This window comes from Parabacteroides sp. AF21-43, from assembly GCF_003635435.1.
GTDB lineage: Bacteria > Bacteroidota > Bacteroidia > Bacteroidales > Tannerellaceae > Parabacteroides > Parabacteroides distasonis.
Window position 1 is genome coordinate 354999 of sequence record NZ_QTMG01000001.1, and the last position, 16587, is coordinate 371585.

Genomic DNA, 16587 nt, shown 5'->3' on the forward strand with positions numbered 1-16587 from the left:
GATTAATTGTTAATATGTAATGTATTCTTATTCGTTTGAATCTTCGGTCTCTTCCTGAACAAACTCGTAGGCTCCTATGGTCGGGCCGTTCGAACTGGTTAGCCGGTTGACACCGTAACGATCGATCGGATAATTCTTCGTTATCTCGGGATCTGCTTTTCCGACTCCGGTAGTCGATACGGAATCTGGCCGGAAATCATAGGTGTATTTATTTTGCTTGCCTCCTACTTTCCGATAGGAAGGAGTCTTTTTGATAAACAAGACCTCCTTGAAGTGATCGCTGGAGGATTCTTTGGCTTTAAGCGCACAGTGATTGAACCGATAATCGAAATCTGTACTGCCATCTGCTTTTAATTCGACATCGTAACTTCCATCGATAGTGCAATTGTCAAAATAAGCTTGCGTGATAGGATACGGGCCATTTCCGTCTACTGTTACGTTATTGAGCAAGTACAGGCATTTACTATCCAAAGGAACAGTCTCGCTGGCCATTTCCCTTTTGGTTAAACTCATGTAATTAGCCATCGTACAGTGAGCGAAGTAATATTTACCACCGACTAAAGTGAGTACACTTCCTCCGGCATTGCTGAATTCCGTATTTGTAGCGATAACATCACAATTGATGGCGAAGAATAGATCGCTCCCCATATTCGTGATCTGTGAGTTGTTTATCTTGATCTTTGGCCGGTCCGGGGTGGAAGGCTCGCAATATACACCGGAGGTACCATTACGTACGATTACATTATCCCAGACATTCCCGTAGCTATCCGCCTTAAAGGTAATGCCTCCCCATTGTCCGGGAGTCCGGTCATACGGTAATATATCATTTAGTATATAATCCAAACGGTCGCCTCGGAAAGTGATAGGCTCATCCAAGGTGCCTAAAGCGTTCATGGAGCCGTGAACGATCAGGCTCGCTTTATCATGCATATAGAAAGTAGCCCCCTTCTCGATATTCAATGAAACCCCTTTAGCGATAACCAAACTATCGTAGATCAAATAAGGACGATTAGCCGTGAGGATAGAATCTTTTGTAATCGTAACACCGCCTTTGTAAAGATTAACATCCTGCCCATAGGCTTCCAATAATACGGATTGACGGATGCCATTCACGGTGAAAAGTACGGAATCCTGTATCAACAGAGGTTGATTGCCCCCATTCGGATCGACCGTTACTTCCACGAATACATACATGCTGTCGTTGGCGAGTATCCCTACATTATTAAATGAGCTACCTTTGCGTCCATCCACATTCATGCGGAAGCCGGTTGCCTCTCCACTGGCCAGCATGATGGACTCAATGCTCAGAGGTTCACTATTTTTATTGTAGATCATAAATTGACGGGTGGTAGAACCGATCGTACTGAAGATCGTGTCAAAAGCGAGCGTGTCTGTCGAGAAGCTTAGCCGGTAAGTCGGGTTGGTGGAATAATGATCATCCAAACCGTCGCATGCCGGAAGCATGTTCAACAGAAGCGTCGCGAGTATAAATAGCGTTATCGTTAATCTTTTCATTTTCGTAAATGTTAACTGTAAATATCTTGTGTTCTTGTTTCAATAGATAAACAAAATTATCATAAAAAAGTTGCAAGACATTAACATAAAAAAAGAGGATAGACACGGTTATCGTGTCTTTCCTCTTCCTATAACGCAAAAAACGTTGGTTTATTTTGCGGGGATGCTCTTTAATAATTCAAGAAGGTGGCTCCACCATAAACCGACCGTAGCGATCTCGATACGCTCGTTGGGTGAATGTACGTCACGCAAAGTAGGCCCGAAAGAGATCATATCCAGTTTCGGATATTTTTCCAAGAACAAACCGCACTCTAATCCGGCGTGGATGGCCATGATCTTGGCGTCTTTGTTGAATAGGCGTTTGTAAGTCTCCTGTGCGATCTTCAAGATCTTAGAGTCGGGGTTCGGGGCCCATCCCGGATAGCCGTCGCCATGTTTTACATCTGCTCCAGCCAATAGGAACGTGGAGGCTACCGTATTGGCGATAGCGATCTTGCATGATTCGATAGAGCTACGTTGGCTGGTACCGACCAAGATCGTATTGCCTTCTTTCATCTTTACGGAAGCAAGGTTGGTAGAAGTCTCTACCAAGCCTTCTATATCGTGGCTCATACCGATTACGCCGTGCGGACAAGCGTGCAAGGCGTAGATTAATTTCTCGGCGGTGGCATTGTCGATATGATACTCCGGACGATCCGTGGACTCCATCGCTAACTGAACGCTCGGGTCTACATGTTTCAACTCATTTTCAACGTCGGCGGCGAAATGGTTCAGCAAGATACGTACATCCTCCTTATTTTCCGGATGCAAGCCGATCACGGCGTGTGCCTCGCGAGCGATTGCGTTACGTAAGTTTCCTCCATCGATAGAGCAAAGAACGAAATCATATTTCTTTTTCAATAAGAATAAGAAACGAACCAAGATCTTGTTGGCATTGCCTAATCCTTTGTGGATCTCGCCACCGGAGTGACCGCCATTCAGCCCTTTCACGTCGATACGGAAATACTGCATCTTATCGGACGTAGGAACTGGCTCGTAATGGAAAGTCGCTTGCGTGTCTTTACCTCCGGCGCAACCCATAAAGATCTCTCCCTCGTCCTCGCTATCGAGATTTAACAAGATATCTCCGGTCATGAAACCTTCTTTCAAGGCTTTCGCTCCGGTCAAACCTGTTTCTTCGTCTACCGTGAACAAACATTCGATCGGACCGTGTTGGATATCATCTGAGGCAAGCAAAGCCAACTCGGCCGCTACACCGATACCATTATCGGCTCCCAAAGTAGTGCCGTTGGCACGCAGCCATTCGCCGTCGACGATCGTCTCGATCGGATCATTGTCGAAATCGTGTTTCGTACCGTTATTTTTCTCGCAAACCATATCCATGTGAGACTGCAATACGACTACCGGACGATCCTCCATTCCCGGAGTGGCAGGCTTTGACATTAAAAGGTTGCCGGCTTCATCTTTCTTGATAGCTATTTTGTACTCTTTCGCGAATGATTCTAGGAATTCAATCATTTTGCCTTCCTTTTTTGAGGGGCGAGGCACTTGGGTTACTTGATGGAAGAACTTCCATACGATAGTAGGCTTTAAATCAGTAATCTTCATAATGTTACAATGTATTATAGATGTTACTCTAAAGTTAATAAAACCGCAACTGAAAGAGCTTAGTTCGAAAAAAAGTAGAATAAAATGCCAAAAAGACACTTAGTAATCACTTAAACTCTTATATTTGCGTCCACAAATATAGAGAAAATGCTTACAACGTTATTATTTACGGTCATAATTCTTGTTATCAGTGTCGTGTTGCTATCGATAAAAGTGCTGTTGAAAAAGGGAGGAAGGTTCCCGAATACGCATATCGAAGGAAACAGGGCGTTGGGTAAGAAAGGTATATTTTGCGCGAAGACCATGGATCGTATGGCGGTTAAGCAAAAGGGGCTCTATGACATCATGAACGAAATAAAAGAATAAAAAAATAAGATTTAAATTGCACTTTATGAAGAACATTAACTACGTTATTAACGGTGTGCTAGCGGTGGCTGTCGTAATCTTGTATATTATGCAATTTTCCGGCAAGAAAGAATCAAGCGTAACAAGAACATTCGCGTCAGCGGGAGACACAACGGCCTTACTTCCGATCGCTTATGTAAATGTGGATTCCCTGTTACTTAATTACAATTATTCCAAGGATCTGAACGAGATCATCTTGAAGAAACAAGAGAATTCCCGTGCTAACATCACCCAGAAAGCCCGTAGTTTACAAGGCGAGATGCAAGATTTCCAGCGTAAGGTAGAAAATAACGCTTTCCTTACCCGTGAGAGGGCGGAGCAAGAGCAACAACGTTTATTGAATAAGCAACAAGAGTTGCAGAACTTAGATAACCAATTGGCTCAAGAGTTGATGCAAGAGCAGCAGAAGTTGAACGAGCAATTACGCGATACGGTTGTTTCTCAATTGAAGGCTTTCAATCTGGGTAGGGGCTATCAAGTGGTATTCAGCAATACGGTAGGAGATAATATCCTTTTGGCTGGCGATTCCTATGATATCACAGGCGAATTGCTGGAATACTTGAATAAGAATTATTCCTCTCCGGCCAAGTAAGCTATTAATAGAATTTATAAAAGAAAGGGTGTATCAAAGGAACGTTTGATACACCCTTTTTTAACGGTACTTACCGGGGATTTTATAGAAGATATACTGTATCTGCAAAGTAATATATACTGCGTTGGCCTGGTCAGTATATATTCATCGGTCGAGACTGCGTTTTGCGGCCAATTACTCTTTAGGAGTAACGAAAGCGGTATATACTTGTAAGATAGCGGCTACGCTCAAGCAAAGGATCCACTCGGTACGGTTGTTGAACATAAAGCCGGAAGATACGATCATTAGAAGTCCGGCGAATACGTTGAAACGGTGGAGCCGACGGCGACGAAAGTCCAAGTCCTTAACCGGAAGGGTCAGATAGCAAACGGCTATACCCGCCGCACCGACAGCGAATAAATAAGGGGCGACAGCCCAATGAGTAAGAAACAATACGGCACCGGCTAATACGAGTAATCCCGCTGCGCCGAAAATAATCGATCTGATTTGTTGATTCATTTATTTGTCCTTGATAATAAAAACATCCTCGTTCGACCTTTTCATAAAATACTCTTCACGGGCGAAACGTTCCAGTCCCTCCTTGTCCGTATGAAGGTCGTTTAATTTCTTGCTGTTGATTTCGATCTCCTTTTGGTAATGTTTGATCTCTTTCTCCAAGCCGCGTATTTTCTCGTCGTACGTATAGCGTTTATACAGGCTGCTATCGCCCACCGTAAAGGTGACGATAAGGAACACGATGGTAACCAACCAATAAGCGTTGATCCACGATAGATACTTTATGTAAAACTCTTTTATGCGTGACATCGGAACATCGTTTTCGCGAAGATAATGAATTATTTTGTTTATCTTTGTCTTATCAATAAAAAGCAGAGAATGGATAATTATATTGTATCGGCAAGAAAATATCGCCCGTCCACTTTTCGGAGTGTAGTAGGGCAGAAGTCTCTTACCACTACGCTGAAAAACGCGATACAAAGTAACAAATTAGCGCATGCTTACCTGTTTTGCGGTCCTCGTGGAGTAGGAAAGACCTCGTGTGCCCGTATCTTTGCGAAGACGATCAATTGCTTGAATCCGACGGCGGATGGCGAGGCTTGTAATGCGTGCGAGTCGTGCCGGGCTTTCAATGAGCAGCGTTCTTATAATATTCATGAACTGGATGCCGCCTCGAATAACTCGGTGGACGATATTCGTACCTTGATCGACCAAGTGCGTATCCCGCCTCCAATCGGTAAATACAAAGTCTTCATTATTGACGAGGTCCATATGTTGACAACCGCCGCTTTCAACGCATTCTTGAAGACATTGGAGGAACCTCCGCATCATGCTCTCTTTATCTTGGCTACGACCGAGAAGCACAAGGTGCTTCCCACGATCCTTTCCCGTTGTCAGATCTATGATTTCTCCCGTATATCCATCGCCGACATGGTGGAGCATTTGCAATATGTCTCTTCGCAAGAGGGGGTAACAGCGGAACCGGAAGCCTTGAACGTGATCGCTCAGAAGGCGGATGGAGGTATGCGCGACGCTTTGTCTATCTTTGACCAAGTGGTAAGTTTTACGAATGGCAATATCACGTATCAAGCGGTTATCGATAACTTGAACGTGCTGGATTATGAGTATTATTTTCGTCTGACGGATGCGATCTTATCTGGCAATGTGCGGGCATCTTTATTGATCTTGAACGAGATATTAGGCAAAGGATTCGACGGGCAGAATATCATAACCGGTTTGGCCGGGCATTTCCGGGATTTATTGGTATGCCGGGATGAGTCCACCTTGGTGCTATTCGAGGTGGGGGCTTCTATACGTGAACGATATAAGGAGATGGCGAAACATTGTCCGGATCAACTTCTGTTCAAGGCGATAGAGCTAGCGAATACGTGCGATTTGAATTATCGTGCCAGCCGCAATAAGCGTCTTTTATTGGAATTGACGTTGATTCAGCTCTGTCAATTAACACAGGTAGCCGCCGACGATAAAAAAAAAGCGCTGATTGAGCCGATCGCCGGGACGAATCCAGCTTCTCAAGCGGTGAATAGCGGGAAGCCTCAACAGCCGCCTCAAGCTCCTTCAGTTACGGCAGCGGCCGGTGCTCCACAAGTTATGAGTACGCACATGCCGAGCTCGGTTCCTGCGCCACCTCCGTCTACAGCGCCTAATCCGGTTCGTAGAACGGTTCGTCCGATGGGAATCTCCATGAAGGAGATCGGAGTGGAGAAGCCTAAGCAACAAACCGTTCAACAAGCGACAACGAACGTAAAGGAGGTAGTAACTCCCTTTGACAATGATTCCTTGGTTCGTGAATGGGATAATTACGCCGCAACGATTGACAAGAAAGTGTATCTTAAGAATACGATGATCAATTGCAAGCCTACCTTGCAAGAGAATTACTATTTTGAGGTAGCTGTACATAACCCGGGGCAGCAAGAGGAATTGATCAATAATGCGATCCATATCCTGCCATTTCTCCGCCAGCATCTTACTAATAGCCGTATCCAGATGCGTGTCCGGATCGTAGAGGGAAATGAGAAGCATTTGGCTTATACATCCACGGAGAAGCTAGAGTTGCTGATGAAGATAAATCCTACCTTGGGTCGTTTGAGGGATGAATTTAATTTGACGTTAGATTAAGTAGATATGCTAAAGATCCCAAGAAGGGATCTTTAGTCTTATTTTTTATTCCTTTGTCTCAAGATAAACCACTTGAGTTTGCAAATACTCCTCAAGTCCATGTTTTCCGTCCGCACCACCGATTCCGGATTTACGCCATCCCGCATGGAAGCCTTGCATAGCCTCAAAATTCTCACGGTTAATATAAGTCTCCCCGAATTTTAAGGAGCGCATTACCTTGAATGCATTATCCAAGTTTTGTGTATATACGGAAGATGTCAATCCATATTCGCAATCATTCGCCCATGCGATAGCGTCGTTGATATCTGAATATTCGACAACCGGCAGTATGGGGCCAAAAGTCTCTTCTTGTATGATATCCATTTTCTGTGTAACACAATCCAAAACGGTCGGTTCGAAGAAATATCCTTTTGTACCGATCCTATGGCCACCACACAGTAGCCTAGCACCTTGTTGGATCGCTCTCTCTACTTTTTTCTCCATAGACTCCAATGCGCTGGCTTCAATAAGCGGTCCCATATCCAGATCCGCGACCTCATTGGGATTTCCTACTTTTACCAGCTTCATGCCGGCGACTAGTTTTTCCATGAAGGTCTCTTTTATCGCTTTGTCTACATAAACCCGTTCGGCACAATTACATACCTGTCCGGTATTGATCACACGAGAGGCAATAATAGACTTAACAGCAAGATCGATATCTGCGTCCTTCATCACGATAGCCGGGGCTTTACCTCCTAACTCCAGAGAAACTTTCGTGATATTAGGAGCGGCAGCTGCCATGGTTTGTTGTCCGGCTCCCACGCTTCCTGTCAAACTAACCATACCTACTTTCGGATTCGCCGCAAGTTCATGCCCAATCACGCTACCCCGTCCATTTACCAGATTGAAAACGCCGGCAGGCAAACCTGCCTCCTCCACGATCTGTGCGAATACGTATGCGTTCTCTGGCGTAAGCTGGCTAGGTTTTATCACGATCGTATTTCCGGTGATCAAGGCCGGAGCGGCTTTACGAGCGACTAGAAAGAATGGGAAATTCCAAGGTAGGATACCTGTCGTTACTCCAATCGGTCTCTTAAATAAGAAAATGCTTTCATGAGGGCGGTCACTGGGAATGATTTCCCCTTCGTACCGACGGGCCCAGCCTGCCATGTAATCCATATAATCCGCGGTAAAAAGAACTTCAACATTGGCGAGTCCTTGGGTTTTGCCTCCTTCACGGACGATGATGTCGGTCAGTTCCTTCTCTCTCTTACGGATGCCTGCCGCTATCTTTGTCAGATAAGCCGCCCTTTCTATGGAGGGCGTTCTTTCCCATTGATTCTGCGCTTTCTCTGCGGCATCGATTGCTTTTCTGGCATCTTCAACCGTCCCGTCGGGCATCAGTGAAATAACCTCTTCGGTAGAAGGATTCAATACCTTGATCCATTTCCCAGACTCATTCTCAATGAATCTGCCATCTATAAACATTTTCAATTCTTTCATGATACTATTTTTAGGTTGAATAATTTGTTCTTAAAAGTACGGGAAAGGAAGGAATGGCAATGTTTTAAAAATGATAATAGTTCTATCAGAAATGATAGTGAATCAAGATAATAGGGTAGATATAGGAAAAACAGCCTCAAGAAGTTGATCTTCTCAAGGCTGTTTTTTTATAGAATGATCGTTTTTCGTTTTAGCAGGCTTTGAAGCTCATGTCCAAGCTCTTCACGGAGTGAGTCAAAGCCCCTACGGAGATGAAGTCTACGCCACATTCCGCGTAATCACGTAATGTGTCGAACGTGATACCGCCGGAAGACTCTACCTCGAAACGTCCGTTGATGCGGCGAACCGCTTCTTTTGTATTCTCGATATTGAAATTATCCAACATGATACGATCGATACCGCCTACTTTCATGGCTTGTTCCAACTCGTCGAAGTTACGAACCTCGATCTCGATCTTTAGGCTCTTTCCTTTCTCTTTCAGATAGTTTTGCGCACGTGTGATCGCCTGCTCGATGCCTCCGGCGAAATCCACATGATTATCTTTCAATAAGATCATATCGAACAAACCGATGCGATGGTTCATGCCGCCACCGATACGTACGGCCTCTTTCTCGATCATACGCATACCGGGAGTTGTCTTGCGAGTATCCAAAACGTGTGTCTTGGTGCCTTCCAACGCCTTGGCGTATTTACGGGTCGTAGTAGCGATACCGCTCATGCGTTGCATAACGTTCAGCATCAACCGCTCGGTCTGCAATAAGGATTGGATCTTACCTTCCACCACGAACGCTATATCCCCTTTTTTCACTTCGGCTCCGTCTTGTATAAAGACCGTCATTTTTAGTTCCGGATCGAAGTCGTGGAAGATACGTTTAGCCATTTCCACGCCGGCCAATACGCCATCTTCCTTGATGATCAGCTGGCTTTTCCCCATCGCTGTCTCGGGGATGCAACATAAGGTGGTATGATCACCATCGCCAATATCCTCGGCAAACGCTAATTTGATTAAGTCGTCAATAAGTTTGTCCATCTTTTATTCTATTCTGATTGATTGTATAATCGCTGTATTCCCTTCGGCACGGTACGTGATGTTTACACGGTACTCACCGGAAGACGTCGGAAGCTTTCCGACAAGGAAACCGCTTTCCTTTTTATCCGCATGATGTACGACCGAGAATCCGGAAGGCTTATTCGAACTGAAAAATGAGGACAACATAGAGACGGCCTCACTTCCGTTACATTTCTTAGAGGAACCGGGCAAGGCTACATCCACCACCTTATCCATAGCACCGGATAGAGAGGAGGCATTTCCTGCCTTGAAAGCATTTGATATACTGGTAATATCCGCCGCCTGCGCACATGCGAATGCGAATATCAAGGCGAATGTAAGTAAGAGTCGTTTCATAAGCTTTCTTTATTTTATTGAGTAATTAGTGGCAAAGGTATGTATTTTTCTTGTAACTTAGCCTTTCTAAACCTGTAAATGTAAGTAGATGAAGATTGGACTGATTGTGATTGGTAAGACGGATGCCGGTTATTTTGTGGAGGCTATCAATGAGTATAAAAATCGCTTGACGCATTATATACCCTTTGAAATGGAAGTCATACCGGATATAAAGAACGTGAAGAACCTCTCAGAGGCGCAGCAAAAGGAGAAAGAGGGCGAATTGATTTTAAAGGCTTTGCAGCCCGGCGATTATTTGGTGTTGCTGGACGAGAAAGGGAAGGAGTTCACCTCCATGCAATTTTCTACTTATCTGGAAAAGAAAATGCATACGGTCCCGAAACGCTTGGTATTTGTGGTGGGCGGTCCTTACGGTTTTAGTGAGGCCGTGTATAAGGCGGCATCGGAAAAGATCTCGTTGAGCAAGATGACTTTTTCCCACCAGATGATCCGATTGATCTTTATCGAGCAGATTTACCGGGCGATGACGATCTTGAATAACGAGCCTTACCATCATGAATAACCGCATCGTTTAACGCCGGTATCCGCATAGCCCTACGCCTATACTGGCGTAAGTTCACACCGATACTGCCGTGAGGCTATGCGAATACTGGTGTTTTTCTCCCGGATTAATGGACTAATTTCAGGCCGACGATCCCTATCAATATCAAGGATAAGAACAATAATCTGAATATATTCGCGGAATCATGGAAAAACAAGATTCCAAGAAGAACAGTCCCTATAGCCCCGATCCCGGTCCAGATTACATAAGCCGTACCGATCGGGATGCTTTTCTGGGCGAGATATAAGAAATAACCGCTTAAGCCCATGGATAAGATCGATAAACCTATAAACCAAATAAAATATTTGGAATGCATACTTGCTAATTTAAAGCCCAGCGGCCAGCCGATCTCGAATAATCCGGCTATAATTAACAGAATCCAAGCCATATAGAATTAGTCTTAAAAGTTTTCCCGTGTCTTCTGGATCAATAAATAATCCAATAAAGTCATGGCGGTCATAGACTCGACGATAGGTACCGCACGAGGCAATACGCATGGATCATGACGTCCGCGTGCCTTTAATATCGTATCCTCTCCCTCCATGTTAACCGTTTCTTGTTCCATCAAGATCGTAGCGACCGATTTAAAGGCTACCCGGAAATAAATATCTTGTCCGTTGGAGATCCCTCCTTGGATACCGCCGGAATTATTGGTACGAGTATTGATATGCCCGTTATCATTGAAAAAGCGATCGTTCCTTTCCGATCCGCGGAAGAAGGCGGCGTTGAATCCGTCTCCATACTCGAAGCCCTTCACGGCGTTGATCGTAAGCATCGCATGTCCCAACGCGGCATGTAACTTGCCGAACACAGGCTCTCCCAATCCGACGGGAACCCCTTTCGCCACACAGGTAATAATACCGCCGATCGTATCTCCTTTTGATTTGACCTCGGCGATCAAGGTTTCCATCTCTGAGGCGGTCTTCGGGTCCGGGCAACGTACGTCGCTCTCCTCCGTCAAGCTTAAATCATAATCTTGGTAACTACCCGCTAATTGGATCGGGCCGACCTGCGAGGTATAAGCTTGGATCTGTATGCCGTATTGCTTAAGGGCGAGTTTAGCGATGGCCCCAGCCACGCAACGAGCGATCGTTTCCCGGGCGGACGAACGTCCACCTCCACGGGGATCACGGATTCCATATTTCGTTTGATAGGTATAATCAGCATGGGAAGGACGGTAAACCGTTTTCATATTGTCATAGTCCGAGGAATGTTGGTTTTTGTTCCAGATGATGAAACCTATCGGCGTACCGGTTGTCTTTCCCTCGTAGATGCCGGAAAGAAATTGTACCTCATCATCCTCTTTACGGGGGGTCGTGATACGGGATTGTCCCGGTTTACGACGGTTCAGCTCTTGCTGGATGAATGCCGTATCTAATTCGATCCCGGCTGGGCATCCGTCGATCACGCCGCCGATACCGGGGCCGTGCGATTCGCCGAACGATGTTAATCTATAAATATTACCAAAAGTATTCACCGTTTTGTCTAATTGAAAATTGAAAACTGAAAATTGAGAATCAAAAGCCGATGATTAGGCACTTCTCCTAATTTTCAATTTTCAATTCTCAATTTCCCATTATTTAGTGGCATCCACCACAACCACAACCACCCTCGTGGTTATCGCCACAATCGCTACCGCAATCGTCGCAACCGCAACTACATCCACCTGCGGGAGCGGAGAAGGCTGCGATCTCTTCCGCTGTCGGTTCGTGTACGTCGATTACCTCGCCGCTGAAATGCAAAGTCTCGCCAGCCAACGGATGGTTGAAGTCCATTACCACGATATCATCCTTCACTTCCAATACAGAGCCGTTCATACGGTTGCCATTAGAATCCATCATCGGTACGGTATTACCTTCCTTGATCATCTCGGCGTCGAATTTACCGTCCACCTCGAAGATATTCTTCGGAAGATCCAATACGTGCTCCTCGTTATATTCGCCATAAGCCTCGGCTGGCTCGATGGAGAAGTTGAACGTGCCACCTACTTCCAGCCCGTTCAAGGCTTTCTCGAATGCCGGAAGCATCATGCCTGTTCCGTAGATGAATTTCAAAGGAGCCTCGACCGTCGCTTTTTCCATTAACTCACGTTCTTCACCTTCGCCAACGTTCAGGTCGTATGTAACCGCAACGTATTTGTTTGCTGTAATTTTCATTTGTCTTGTATTTTAAATATGTATAGAAATGCTCGCAAAGATACGATTTTATTTCTTATCCACCGCCTTTTTAAGAGCGTTCATCGCTTTATCTAAAACAGAGCGGGGGCAACCAATGTTCAAACGCATATGGCCTTCTCCCCCGGGACCGAAGATACTTCCGTCGTTCAGCGCTAGTCCGGCTTTGTCTTTGAACAGGTGTACGAGTTCATCTTGACTTAATTCCAGTTCCCTGCAATCCAACCAAACGAGGAAGGAGGCTTGGGGCTGGTAAACTTTTATCTTGGGGAGATGTAGTTTCATGAACTCTTCCACGAAACGTACATTCTCCATGATATACATTCGCATTTGTTGCAACCATTCGGCGCCATAGGTGTAAGCGGCGGTTGTCGCCGTATAAGCGAAGATCGTGCCATCGCCAAACTCTCCGGCCTCAAGGAAAGAGTAAAATTCTTCCCGGATGCGATCATTGGGTACGATTGCGTAGGAAGTCACGATACCGGCGATATTGAACGTCTTGCTCGGTGCCATGAAAGTTACGCTGCAAGAAGCGGCAGTATCCGATACGGAGGCAAATGGATAATGCGTATACTGAGGATAGGCCATTTCCGCATGAATCTCATCGGAGATAACCAAAATATTGTGCTTGGTGCAAATCTCGGCCAATCGGACCAAGGTTTCCTTTTTCCAGACGATCCCGCCCGGATTGTGAGGGTTGCAGAGGATCAATACCTTGCATTTATCATCTATAATAGATTCAAGATGATCGAAATCCATCTCATAGATGCCGTCTACCATCTTTAGCGGATTATAAACGACCTCACGCTTCATTTTCTCCGGAACGATGCGGAACGGATGATAAACAGGGGGCTGGATGATGACCTTATCTCCTTTTTGCGTAAAGCATTGGATAGCGAAAGCGATTCCCTTTACGATTCCCGGGATATAGCTGATCCATTCCCGTTGTATTTTCCAGTTATGTTTGTAGTGTACCCAATTGATGATACTCTCGTAATACTCGTCGGAGCCGAATGTATAGCCGAATATCTCGTGCTCACAACGTTTCTTCAGGGCCTCTACAATAAAGTCCGGTGTGCGGAAATCCATATCCGCCACCCATAGTGGTATCAGATTCTCGTCACCGAACATCTCTTTCAAACGGTCGAATTTCACGCAACTCGTCCCATGCCGTTCGATAACTTCGTCGAAGTTGTAGTGTTTCATATTTTTATTAACGATCAGTTTCTTAATTGCTATTGGGGTCAAAGATACAAATTATTATATTTATTGTTTATCCAAATCAAAGTATGAAATGCTGTATATTAGGAAATCGGCGATATATTTAATGAATCGTTTACTTAAATGGCTTATCAAACCGTGAACTGGCAAAATGTCAAAGTGTTATTATTGCTCTCTGTGGGTGATGAATTATGGGGCGGGGGCTTGGTCGCACGGAAAAAGCGCAAGCATTTGATGGTTGTGTAAATCAGAATGATGTTTGAATGCAGGTGTTGTTGGTCTTTTTTATGATTGATGTTTGAATAGCTGTCTATCGGTTGAGTATTTAAGGCTTTCTCTGTCTGAAAGTCATTTTGAAAATGTCTTTGCTTGAGCTGCTTCTAGCGTGGGTTATGCCGGATTTAGTCTTGATTTTAGGTGATTTTCATTCGAATGTTAACAAAATTTAGTCCGATACTAGATGAAATTTATTCCTTATGTTCTTCAGAAAACTTCCTTATGTTTTTTCTAGAACACTATTATGAATTTTTTCAAGGCTATTTATAGTCTACAAGTGTTAATAAATATGTGATTTAGAGTTTATATGTATCTTTTTTATCGCTAGAATAGGATTTTCTTATGAGATACGTGTTATCGTAAGTCGTGTTATCTGATAAAAATGTTATCTGGAATCTGTTTTAGATAACATTTGTCTTTTTACTGTTTCTGTTTGGAAATCGAAGTTTTTTCCCTTCTATACCTTCCGATTCCTAAGTAATACACTCTTGCTCCTGTTAAAATGCAATCCTAAAATGGTATTTACTTGAGAATTGAAAGAAAAATAAAGAATTTTCTTTTAAATCCTTTGCGCATATCAATTATTGTTCTACATTTGCAGCGTCAAACAAACAAAGACAATAAGAAAAGATGATGAACAACGTATTGCATATTATTCTCGTGGTGGTCCTTCTAGTCATTAGTAGGTAAGGAGAAAGGTGTGTAAGAAGTTGTGAAGTCGTAGAGATATTTCTTAAGCCTTTCTCCATATAGGGAAAGGCTTTTTTATTATAAATAAATCAAGGTAGAGGCGTGGATAAAGCGCTCTACGAACAAAAAATAGGAAAGAGATGAAGAATCCGTTAAGAAGCTCATTTAGCACCGAAGGTCGTAGGATGGCCGGAGCCCGTGCGCTATGGCGTGCCAACGGGATGAAAGAGGAACAGTTCGGCAAGCCTATTATCGCTATCGTAAATTCATTTACCCAGTTCGTGCCGGGGCATACGCATTTGCATGAGATCGGGCAATTGGTCAAGGCCGAGATCGAGAAACAAGGTTGTTTCGCCGCTGAATTTAATACGATCGCTATCGACGACGGTATCGCTATGGGGCACGATGGGATGCTTTACTCGCTTCCTTCACGCGACATTATCGCGGACAGCGTGGAATATATGGTAAATGCCCATAAGGCGGACGCTATGGTTTGCATCAGCAATTGCGATAAGATCACGCCGGGTATGCTTATGGCTTCCATGCGATTAAATATCCCGACGGTGTTCGTGTCCGGTGGCCCGATGGAGGCAGGTGAGCTGGATGGCCGCCATCTTGATTTGATCGATGCGATGATTGAGTCTGCCGATACATCGGTAAGCGATGAGCGTATCGAGCAGGTGGAACGCCATGCGTGTCCGGGTTGCGGTTGTTGTTCCGGTATGTTTACCGCTAACTCTATGAACTGCTTGAACGAGGCGATCGGTCTGGCGCTTCCGGGTAACGGGACGATCGTGGCTACCCATAAGAACCGTATCCAACTTTTCCGTGACGCGGCTAAGCAAATCGTTGAGAACGCTTACAAATACTATCGTGACGGGGATGATTCCGTGTTACCTCGCAACATCGCTACCCGTCAGGCTTTCTTGAACGCCATGTCTCTGGATATCGCCATGGGGGGGTCTACCAATACGGTGCTTCACTTATTGGCCGTGGCACAAGAAGCCGGCGCCGATTTTCATATGGAGGATATCGATATGTTATCCCGCAAGACTCCTTGCCTGTGTAAGGTAGCCCCGAATACGCACACTTATCATGTACAAGACGTAAACCGTGCCGGTGGAATCCTCGGTATCATGAACGAGTTGATGAAAGCCGGGCTTGTGGATGGCAGCACGAGACGTGCGGACGGCCTGACCTTGGCCGAGGCTGTTGATAAATACGCCGTCACTTCCCCGAACGTAACGGAGGAGGCGATCCGTAAATACAAGAGCGCTCCCGCTCATCGGTTCAGTATCCAGATGGGTTCCCAAGAATCTTATTATAAGGAATTAGATACGGATCGTGCCGAAGGTTGTATCCGTGACGTGGAGCACGCTTATTCCAAGGATGGCGGCTTGGCTGTTTTGAGAGGGAATATCGCCTTGGACGGATGTGTCGTAAAAACCGCCGGTGTGGATGAGAGTATTTGGAAATTCTCCGGCCCGGCGAAAGTCTTCGATTCACAGGATGCCGCTTGCGAGGGCATTTTAGGAGGCAAGGTCGTTTCAGGCGATGTGGTCGTCATCACGTATGAGGGTCCGAAAGGGGGGCCGGGAATGCAAGAGATGTTATATCCTACCTCTTATATAAAGAGCCGTCACTTAGGTAAGGAGTGCGCCTTGATCACGGATGGTCGTTTCAGTGGCGGTACGTCCGGTCTTTCTATCGGGCATATCTCTCCCGAGGCCGCTTCCGGTGGCGCTATCGGACTGGTGAGAGACGGGGATATCATCGAGATCAATATCCCGGAACGTTCCATCAACGTGCGGTTGAGCGACGAGGAGTTGGCCGAGCGCCGTAAGGCGGAAGAGGCACGTGGAAAGAAAGCCTTTACGCCGCCGACGCGTCAGCGTGAGGTCTCGAAAGCGTTGAGAGCGTACGGGAAGATGGTTAGCTCCGCCGATAAGGGAGGTGTAAGGATTGTTGAAGATTAAAGCCAATA

The 16587-nt window shown here is 45.3% G+C and carries 16 protein-coding genes; 5 read left to right on the forward strand and 11 right to left on the reverse strand.

All coding sequences use genetic code 11. The annotated features are described in order from the left end of the window. Positions 1-27: 27 nt before the first annotated feature. Complete coding sequence (locus tag DWX84_RS01615; RefSeq protein WP_005864361.1) at positions 28-1515, reverse strand: hypothetical protein; 1488 nt, start codon at positions 1513-1515, stop codon at positions 28-30. A gap of 150 nt (positions 1516-1665) precedes the next feature. Continuing rightward, positions 1666-3123: an aminoacyl-histidine dipeptidase gene (locus tag DWX84_RS01620; RefSeq protein ID WP_048927567.1), complete on the reverse strand. Its 1458-nt coding sequence runs from the start codon at positions 3121-3123 to the stop codon at positions 1666-1668. 147 nt (positions 3124-3270) lie between these two features. On the opposite strand from DWX84_RS01620, the gene DWX84_RS01625 reads away from it, so the two are divergent. Then, the gene (locus tag DWX84_RS01625) at positions 3271-3489 is read left to right on the forward strand and encodes a hypothetical protein (protein WP_005854411.1); all 219 of its coding nucleotides are present in this window, start codon (positions 3271-3273) and stop codon (positions 3487-3489) included. Between the two features lie 25 nt (positions 3490-3514). Further along, on the forward strand, positions 3515-4120 hold the full coding sequence (locus DWX84_RS01630; protein ID WP_005854413.1) for an OmpH family outer membrane protein: 606 nt from the start codon (positions 3515-3517) through the stop codon (positions 4118-4120). 174 nt (positions 4121-4294) lie between these two features. On the opposite strand, the gene DWX84_RS01635 is transcribed toward DWX84_RS01630, so the two are convergent. Further along, positions 4295-4618, reverse strand: a complete 324-nt coding sequence (locus tag DWX84_RS01635) for a hypothetical protein (RefSeq protein WP_048927568.1) — start codon at positions 4616-4618, stop codon at positions 4295-4297. Then, the gene (locus tag DWX84_RS01640; RefSeq protein WP_005854418.1) at positions 4619-4924 is read right to left on the reverse strand and encodes a septum formation initiator family protein; all 306 of its coding nucleotides are present in this window, start codon (positions 4922-4924) and stop codon (positions 4619-4621) included. Positions 4925-4993: 69 nt separating this feature from the next. Here DWX84_RS01640 and DWX84_RS01645 point away from each other — a divergent pair, with 69 nt between their 5' ends. Further along, the gene (locus tag DWX84_RS01645; RefSeq protein WP_048927569.1) at positions 4994-6754 is read left to right on the forward strand and encodes a DNA polymerase III subunit gamma/tau; all 1761 of its coding nucleotides are present in this window, start codon (positions 4994-4996) and stop codon (positions 6752-6754) included. A 45-nt stretch (positions 6755-6799) separates the two neighbouring features. On the opposite strand, the gene aldA is transcribed toward DWX84_RS01645, so the two are convergent. The 3 genes from aldA to DWX84_RS01660 form a co-directional block, all read right to left on the reverse strand. Then, positions 6800-8236, reverse strand: a complete 1437-nt coding sequence (gene aldA, locus DWX84_RS01650; protein WP_048927570.1) for an aldehyde dehydrogenase — start codon at positions 8234-8236, stop codon at positions 6800-6802. A gap of 190 nt (positions 8237-8426) precedes the next feature. Continuing rightward, entirely contained in the window at positions 8427-9266 is an 840-nt protein-coding gene (gene nadC / locus DWX84_RS01655) for a carboxylating nicotinate-nucleotide diphosphorylase (protein ID WP_005854425.1), read from the reverse strand. A gap of 3 nt (positions 9267-9269) precedes the next feature. Then, positions 9270-9641, reverse strand: coding sequence for a DUF4783 domain-containing protein (locus DWX84_RS01660; RefSeq protein ID WP_005864370.1), 372 nt, complete (start codon positions 9639-9641; stop codon positions 9270-9272). A gap of 88 nt (positions 9642-9729) precedes the next feature. Here DWX84_RS01660 and rlmH point away from each other — a divergent pair, with 88 nt between their 5' ends. Further along, entirely contained in the window at positions 9730-10203 is a 474-nt protein-coding gene (rlmH, locus tag DWX84_RS01665) for a 23S rRNA (pseudouridine(1915)-N(3))-methyltransferase RlmH (protein WP_005854430.1), read from the forward strand. A 106-nt stretch (positions 10204-10309) separates the two neighbouring features. Here the strand turns inward: rlmH and DWX84_RS01670 are convergent, their stop codons facing one another. The 4 genes from DWX84_RS01670 to DWX84_RS01685 form a co-directional block, all read right to left on the reverse strand. Further along, on the reverse strand, positions 10310-10630 hold the full coding sequence (locus DWX84_RS01670) for a multidrug efflux SMR transporter (protein WP_005854432.1): 321 nt from the start codon (positions 10628-10630) through the stop codon (positions 10310-10312). Positions 10631-10642: 12 nt separating this feature from the next. After that, positions 10643-11719, reverse strand: coding sequence for a chorismate synthase (gene aroC / locus DWX84_RS01675; RefSeq protein ID WP_005864373.1), 1077 nt, complete (start codon positions 11717-11719; stop codon positions 10643-10645). A 103-nt stretch (positions 11720-11822) separates the two neighbouring features. After that, complete coding sequence (locus DWX84_RS01680; RefSeq protein WP_005854436.1) at positions 11823-12398, reverse strand: peptidylprolyl isomerase; 576 nt, start codon at positions 12396-12398, stop codon at positions 11823-11825. Between the two features lie 48 nt (positions 12399-12446). Further along, positions 12447-13622 (reverse strand): MalY/PatB family protein, encoded by a 1176-nt coding sequence (locus DWX84_RS01685; RefSeq protein WP_008778607.1) that lies wholly within the window; start codon positions 13620-13622, stop codon positions 12447-12449. A gap of 1121 nt (positions 13623-14743) precedes the next feature. On the opposite strand from DWX84_RS01685, the gene ilvD reads away from it, so the two are divergent. After that, positions 14744-16579: a dihydroxy-acid dehydratase gene (gene ilvD, locus DWX84_RS01690; protein ID WP_005864376.1), complete on the forward strand. Its 1836-nt coding sequence runs from the start codon at positions 14744-14746 to the stop codon at positions 16577-16579. The last annotated feature ends 8 nt before the right edge of the window (positions 16580-16587 follow it).

Bases quoted from the DNA above. Each gene is read 5' to 3' on its own strand.
- DWX84_RS01615 (WP_005864361.1), bottom strand. From the start codon at position 1,515: ATGAAAAGATTAACGATAACGCTATTTATACTCGCGACGCTTCTGTTG.
- DWX84_RS01620 (WP_048927567.1), bottom strand. From the start codon at position 3,123: ATGAAGATTACTGATTTAAAGCCTACTATCGTATGGAAGTTCTTCCAT.
- DWX84_RS01625 (WP_005854411.1), top strand. From the start codon at position 3,271: ATGCTTACAACGTTATTATTTACGGTCATAATTCTTGTTATCAGTGTC.
- DWX84_RS01630 (WP_005854413.1), top strand. From the start codon at position 3,515: ATGAAGAACATTAACTACGTTATTAACGGTGTGCTAGCGGTGGCTGTC.
- DWX84_RS01635 (WP_048927568.1), bottom strand. From the start codon at position 4,618: ATGAATCAACAAATCAGATCGATTATTTTCGGCGCAGCGGGATTACTC.
- DWX84_RS01640 (WP_005854418.1), bottom strand. From the start codon at position 4,924: ATGTCACGCATAAAAGAGTTTTACATAAAGTATCTATCGTGGATCAAC.
- DWX84_RS01645 (WP_048927569.1), top strand. From the start codon at position 4,994: ATGGATAATTATATTGTATCGGCAAGAAAATATCGCCCGTCCACTTTT.
- aldA (WP_048927570.1), bottom strand. From the start codon at position 8,236: ATGAAAGAATTGAAAATGTTTATAGATGGCAGATTCATTGAGAATGAG.
- nadC (WP_005854425.1), bottom strand. From the start codon at position 9,266: ATGGACAAACTTATTGACGACTTAATCAAATTAGCGTTTGCCGAGGAT.
- DWX84_RS01660 (WP_005864370.1), bottom strand. From the start codon at position 9,641: ATGAAACGACTCTTACTTACATTCGCCTTGATATTCGCATTCGCATGT.
- rlmH (WP_005854430.1), top strand. From the start codon at position 9,730: ATGAAGATTGGACTGATTGTGATTGGTAAGACGGATGCCGGTTATTTT.
- DWX84_RS01670 (WP_005854432.1), bottom strand. From the start codon at position 10,630: ATGGCTTGGATTCTGTTAATTATAGCCGGATTATTCGAGATCGGCTGG.
- DWX84_RS01680 (WP_005854436.1), bottom strand. From the start codon at position 12,398: ATGAAAATTACAGCAAACAAATACGTTGCGGTTACATACGACCTGAAC.
- DWX84_RS01685 (WP_008778607.1), bottom strand. From the start codon at position 13,622: ATGAAACACTACAACTTCGACGAAGTTATCGAACGGCATGGGACGAGT.
- ilvD (WP_005864376.1), top strand. From the start codon at position 14,744: ATGAAGAATCCGTTAAGAAGCTCATTTAGCACCGAAGGTCGTAGGATG.